General features: G+C 59.0%; 5 protein-coding genes. 1 reads left to right on the top strand and 4 read right to left on the bottom strand.

Annotated elements, in window-relative coordinates:
• Positions 1-276 precede the first annotated feature (276 nt).
• The 3 genes from argJ to ABYA88_RS14810 all read right to left on the bottom strand — a co-directional run bounded on the left by argJ (position 277) and on the right by ABYA88_RS14810 (position 5,537).
• Positions 277-1,494, bottom strand: coding sequence for a bifunctional glutamate N-acetyltransferase/amino-acid acetyltransferase ArgJ (argJ, locus tag ABYA88_RS14820; protein WP_373188166.1), 1,218 nt, complete (start codon positions 1,492-1,494; stop codon positions 277-279).
• 155 nt (positions 1,495-1,649) lie between these two features.
• The gene (gene secA, locus ABYA88_RS14815) at positions 1,650-4,391 is read right to left on the bottom strand and encodes a preprotein translocase subunit SecA (protein ID WP_373188165.1); all 2,742 of its coding nucleotides are present in this window, start codon (positions 4,389-4,391) and stop codon (positions 1,650-1,652) included.
• 222 nt (positions 4,392-4,613) lie between these two features.
• Positions 4,614-5,537, bottom strand: a complete 924-nt coding sequence (locus ABYA88_RS14810; protein WP_373188164.1) for a M23 family metallopeptidase — start codon at positions 5,535-5,537, stop codon at positions 4,614-4,616.
• A 78-nt stretch (positions 5,538-5,615) separates the two neighbouring features.
• Between ABYA88_RS14810 and ABYA88_RS14805 the strand changes: the two genes are divergently transcribed.
• Positions 5,616-6,068, top strand: a complete 453-nt coding sequence (locus ABYA88_RS14805) for a DUF721 domain-containing protein (RefSeq protein ID WP_373188163.1) — start codon at positions 5,616-5,618, stop codon at positions 6,066-6,068.
• Between the two features lie 70 nt (positions 6,069-6,138).
• Here ABYA88_RS14805 and ABYA88_RS14800 read toward each other — a convergent pair.
• The coding region (locus ABYA88_RS14800) for a UDP-3-O-acyl-N-acetylglucosamine deacetylase (RefSeq protein ID WP_373188162.1) at positions 6,139-6,399 on the bottom strand (261 nt) is incomplete at its 5' end.

Below are 6,399 nucleotides of genomic sequence, written 5' to 3'. Positions count from 1 at the left end.
TCCGCTTTTGTCCTGCCGAGACAGGAGCCAGTGGGCGGAAGCTTGTGATCAATCAGGTGGGGCGATGGCGTGTTGAGCGCACGGTGATTGATCCGAAGTACTGTGGGTTTTGATATGTGTGCCTGGAACGGCTAGGTCAAAATGGACTCCCGCGTTCGCGGGAGTGACGGGTGTGCTGGCGGGAGGGACCGCGTGTTGGAGCGGGTGGGCCTGGGTGTTGGAGTAGTGACTGGGTGTTGGCGGAATGACGGGGCAGGGCCGCGTCACTCCGCTGCTTCAAGTCCGGTATTCGGCATTTATGCGCACGTATTCGTGAGACAGGTCGGTGGTCCAAAGCGTTTCGGTGTGGTCGCCGCGGCCCAGTTCGATGCGGATGGTTATCTCTGCCTGGGCCATGATCGCTGCACCCTGCTCCTCGGTGTAGTCCGCGGCCCGGCCGCCATTACGGGTGATGCAGACCTGATCGAGGTAGACATCGATTTTCTCGACATCCAGATTCGGCACCCCTGCGCGCCCTACTGCGGCCAGGATGCGCCCCCAATTGGGATCGGAGGCAAACAGCGCCGTCTTGATCAGCGGTGAGTGGGCAATTGCATAGCCCACGTCGAGGCATTCATCGCGGTTGTTGCCGCCGTTCACCCGGACGGTGACGAACTTGGTCGCGCCTTCCCCATCGCGCACGATCGCCTGCGCCAATTCGAGCATGATTGCTTTGATGGTGTCGGCCAGCAACTGGTAATCATCGCCTGACGCCTCTTCCAGCGACTCCATCTTCGCCTGACCGGTAGCAATCAACATGCAGCTATCGTTGGTCGAGGTGTCGCCGTCGATGGTAATGCGATTGAAGGACAGGTCGGCGGCTTCGCGCAGCAGGCTCTGTAGCACTGGCTGAGCTACTTTGGCGTCGGTTGCGATATAGCCGAGCATGGTGGCCATGTCGGGCTTGATCATGCCGGCTCCCTTGGAGATGCCCGTGATCGTGATGACTTCTCCGCCAAGCTCAATCTGACGGCTGGCGCCTTTTGGCAGGGTGTCAGTGGTCATGATGCCTTCTGCAGCCCGACCCCAGTTATCTTCGTCCAGGTTCTGTATGGCTGCGGGCAATGCGCTGATAACTTTGTCGGCGGGCAGCAGCTCGCCAATGACGCCAGTGCTGAACGGCAGTATCTGCTTGCTGTTGACCTTTACCAGCTCTGCCAGAGCGGCGCAGGTCTTCAGCGCAGCTTCCATGCCAGGCTTGCCTGTGCCGGCATTGGCGTTGCCGGTGTTGACCAGCAGGTAGCGTGGGGACTGGTCCAGGTGCTGACGACACAGGGTGACCGGAGCGGCGCAGAAGGCGTTCAGCGTGAACACACCCGCTATCGAAGCGCCTTCGGCTGCCTCCATTACCACCACGTCCTTGCGGCCCGCGCGCTTGATGCCGGCGGAGGCGATGCCCAGGCGAAAGCCGGGAACGGGGTGCAAGACAGGAAGGGGGCCGAGTCCGACGGGCATGGTGCAATCTCCGGTTAAGTTAAAGCCGGTATTGTAGCCGTCCGGGAGGGTCGAGTTCCATCTCGACCGGCGGTGGTGGCGAGAACGCCAATGGTCGGAGTGGAAACCGACCCTCCCGGGGAAGGCAGAGGGCTAGCTCGGGCGGTGGCGCCAGCTCAGGCTATCTTGCCATGGCATTGCTTGTACTTCTTGCCTGAGCCGCAGGGACAGGGATCATTGCGGCCGACTTTCGGGCCTTCGCGGGTGATCGGCGTCACCGGTGCCGCTGCAGCTTGCTCGCGCTCTTCTTCGTTACCTTCAGCTGCGGTTGGAGCGACAGCTTCGTGCTTGAACTGCATGCGCTTGGCCATTTCCTCTTGCTGCCGGCGCTGACGGGCTTCTTCTTCGGCGGCGTCTTCGCGGCGTACCTGAACGTGACTGAGAATGCGGATAGTGTCGTGCTTGACCGACTCGAGCATCTCTTCGAACAGGTTGAAGGCTTCGCGCTTGTATTCCTGCTTGGGATTCTTCTGTGCGTAGCCGCGCAGATGAATACCCTGGCGCAGATGATCCATGGTTGCCAGGTGCTCTTTCCAGAGATCATCCAGCACGCGCAACAGCATCTGCTTCTCGAAGGTGCGCAGCGCATCTGCGCCAGTCAGCTCTTCCTTCTCGGCATAGGCCTTGATCAGCTCGTCGAGGATACGCTGACGCAAACCTTCTTCGTGCAGCGTGTCGTCTTCATCCAGCCATTGCTGCAACGGCACCTTGAGTGCCAGCTCGGTGTTGAGGTACTGCTCGAGGCCGGCAATATCCCACTGCTCGGGCACGCTTTGCGGCGGGATGTACTGGCTAATCGCGGCAGCCACGACGTCTTCACGAATTGCCTGGATGGTGTCGGATACGTTGTCTGCGGCGAGAATCGCGTTGCGCTGGCCGTAGATGACCTTGCGCTGCTCATTGGCCACGTCGTCGTACTCAAGCAGCTGCTTGCGGATATCAAAGTTGCGACCTTCGACCTTACGCTGCGCTTTCTCGATCGCATTAGTCACCATGCGGTGCTCGATCGCTTCGCCTTTCTCCATGCCCAGCGCCTTCATGAAGTTCTTCACCCGGTCAGAGGCGAAGATACGCATGAGACTGTCTTCCAGGGACAGATAGAAGCGGCTGGAACCCGGGTCGCCCTGGCGGCCGGCACGGCCACGCAGCTGGTTGTCGATGCGGCGTGATTCGTGGCGTTCGCAGGCGATAATGTGCAGACCACCGGATTCCAGTACCTGCTGATGGCGCTGCTGCCAGTCGGCCTTGACCTGGGCAATCTGTTCCTCGGTCGGATTTTCCAGGCTGGCAATCTCTGCCTCCCAGCTGCCGCCGAGAATAATGTCGGTACCACGGCCTGCCATGTTGGTGGCAATGGTTACTGCTCCCGGACGACCGGCCTGGGCGATGATTTCGGCTTCTTTTTCGTGATGCTTGGCGTTCAGCACCTTGTGCGGGATCTTTTCCTCATCCAGCAGGCGCGAGACGGCTTCGGAGGATTCGATCGAGGCAGTACCCACCAGAATCGGACGACCTTCGCCCATGCTGTGCTTGATGTCTGCAGTGATCGCGGCGAACTTCTCGCCGATGGTCAGGTAGACCAGGTCATTGTAGTCCTTGCGCGCCATTGGCTTGTTGGTCGGGATGACGACCACATCAAGATTGTAGATCTGGCGGAACTCGAACGCCTCGGTGTCCGCCGTGCCGGTCATGCCGGACAGCTTGTTGTAAAGCCGGAAGTAGTTCTGGAAGGTGGTCGAGGCCAGGGTCTGGCTTTCGGCCTGGATCTTCAGTCCTTCCTTGGCTTCGATAGCCTGGTGCAGGCCCTCGGAGAGGCGACGACCGGGCATGGTACGACCGGTGTGCTCATCGACCAGGACAACCTGGTCGTTCTGCACTATGTATTCCACGTTGCGGTGGAACAGCGTGTGTGCCCGCAGACCGGAATGCACGTGGTGCAGGAGATTGAGGTTCTGCGCGGCATAGAGGCTGTCACCTTCCGGCAGCAGACCTTCTTCGGCAAGCAGCTTCTCGACGAACTGGTGACCGGATTCGTTGAGCTCGACCTGTCGCGTCTTCTCGTCGATGTAGTAGTGGCCTTCGACTTCTTCCTGTTCTTCATCGGCGAGGTAGCCGCGCTTGAGCAGCGGAATCAGCTTGTTGATCGCGGCATACATGCGCGAACTGTCTTCGGCCGGCCCGGAGATAATCAGCGGGGTACGGGCTTCGTCGATCAGGATCGAATCGACCTCGTCGACAATGGCGAAGTTCAGTTCGCGCTGGAACTTGTCTTCCAGCCGGAACGCCATGTTGTCGCGCAGGTAATCAAAGCCGAATTCGTTATTGGTGCCGTAGGTAACATCGCAGCGATAGGCGGCTTTCTTGTCCTCGGGTTCCTGGAAGGGTACGACGACGCCAACGGTCAGACCGAGAAATTCATACAGCGGGCGCATCCAGTTCGCGTCACGTCGAGCCAGATAATCGTTTACCGTGACCGCATGCACGCCCTTGCCGGACAATGCATTGAGATAAGCCGGCAATGTGGCTACCAGCGTCTTGCCCTCACCGGTTTTCATCTCGGCGATATGCCCTTCATGCAGGGTCATGCCGCCGATCATCTGGGCATCAAAATGCCGCATGCCCATGACCCGCTTGCTCGCCTCGCGCACCAGGGCAAAGGCTTCAGGCAGGATGGCATCAAGACTTTCGCCCTTGGTTACCCTCTCCTTGAACTCGGCTGTCTTGGCCTTCAACTGCTCATCGCTCAGGGCGTTCAGCTTTTCTTCGTGGGCGTTGATCGCGTTGACGACCCGGCCCATGCGCTTCAACTCACGCTCGTTTTTGCTTCCAAACAGTTTCTTCAATAAAGGCGCAAACATAGTCGACTTTGATATCCGTTTGAGGGTGGGCGGTGCAGCCAGGACGAATCGGGCCAAACCGTAAACAGGCATTCTACTCTGAATCGCGACGCACAATAAACCTGCACGACATCAGCGCCGCGAGCGCAGCCCGTCATGGCCAGCATTTAGGCATCACAGGGGCGTGAATGGACTGGAAAAGCGTCAGGCGAGGACGTCCGCGCGGGGCGGACGTGCATGGATTTACTTCAGTGCGATGTAACGTGCCGGGTTTACGGCCATACCGTTGCGGTATACCTCGAAATGCAAGTGCGGCCCGGTGGAACGACCGGTAGATCCGACAGTGGCGATCTCCTGTCCCTTGCTGACCAGATCGCCCTTCTTCACTTTCAACTCATGGGCATGGGCATAACGTGTCTTGTAGCCGTCACCATGGGAAATCTCGACCATGTTTCCATAGGCGCCATTGCGTCCGGAAAAGGTCACCACGCCTGCGCCAACAGCAGAAATCGGCGTACCGCGGGGAGCTGCGAAATCAGTGCCGGTATGCATGGCTACGCGACCAGTCATGGGATCAGTACGGCGACCAAAGGACGAGGAAACATAGCCGTCCTGCACCGGCAGAAAATCAAGCATGGCATTACTGTCTACCGAGCGGTTCAGGATCAGTTGCTCAAGCAGCTTCAATTGCTGGGTACGATTGTCGATTCGGTCGGCGAGGCGGTCGATGACCGACTGCACGTCGGAGTCCTTGTTTGCGCCGTTCTTGTGCAGCTCGGGACCACCTACGCCAGGCTCGGAATTGAAATCGAACTCGCCATCCGACAAATCGGCCAGCTCGGTGAGCCGCTCGCCCAGGGCATCCAGCCGACTGAGGCGCGTCTGCAGCCGTGCCAGCTGTTGCGTCATGTGCGCGAGCTGCGCCTGCGAACCCTCGTTGCCCGCCTCGCTTTGTGCCAGGTCGGCCAGAGTCTGCTTCCACACGGTGTCGCTATCGACCAGCACCGAGCTGGTCTCCGCTGATGGGTCGGCGAGCAGCGACCAGGTCAGTACCAGTGCACTGACCGGCAGTGCGACCACGGCCACCAGCGCAGCCAGCAGGACCGGCAAGCTGAGCGTTATCGCCCGGGCCGCGCCCTGGCGGTCGGTTAAAATGATGATGTTCAATTAAAAAATCCCCAACGTACGAGTTCCACGGTTCTGCTACGATAACCGCTGCTCATTCACTTAAATCGGCAAAAAGCCATGTCTTTTCATCCCCTCGACGCCCGCCGTCCCGGCGACCTGGTTCGTACCAGCTCGACCCTCAAAGGGCTCTATGCGAGAGCTGGGGCGGTGGAGCGACTTCAGGTAGTGCTCGACACCCTGCTTGAACCTGCAGCAAGGGAGCACTGTCGCGTCGCCTCCATGCGCGAGGGTGTTTTGCGGCTGATCGTATCCGACAGCCACTGGGCAACACGGATGCGATATCAGCAAAAAAGGCTTGTTCGGCAACTACAGGCTTTTAACGAATTCGCAACTTTAACGAAAATCCACTGCAAGGTACAGCCCGTGGTGGTCAAAAAACCACCAGCACTGAACCCGATGCGGAAATCGGCGGTCGCCGCCGAGTCGTTAAAGGACACCGCAGCGCAGGTAAAAGACCCGAGCCTGAAGGCTGCACTCGAACGACTGGCCCGACATCACAAGGACGCGTAAAGGTAACCAGCGGGCAAAAAAAAAGGCCACCGAGGTGGCCATACGAAACGAAACGAGATGAAACGAGTTATCAGACAGCGGCGGCTGGGCGCATGAACGAGATGGGCGCAGTGCCGGCGTCTTCAAATGTCACGATTTCCCATGCTTCCTTGTTGGCAAGCAGGGCACGGAGTAGTTGGTTGTTCAGGCCGTGACCTGATTTGTGACCGCGAAACTCACCTACCAGGCTCTTGCCCAATAGATAGAGATCGCCGATCGCGTCGAGAATCTTGTGCTTGACGAATTCGTCCTCGTAACGCAGGCCGTCTTCGTTCAGCACGCGATATTCATC

The sequence above is a fragment of the Halopseudomonas sp. genome (genome assembly GCF_041579695.1).
Taxonomy (GTDB): domain Bacteria; phylum Pseudomonadota; class Gammaproteobacteria; order Pseudomonadales; family Pseudomonadaceae; genus Halopseudomonas.
The sequence above is the reverse complement of the archived record's forward strand: the minus strand, read 5'-3'. Positions and strand labels throughout refer to the sequence as shown.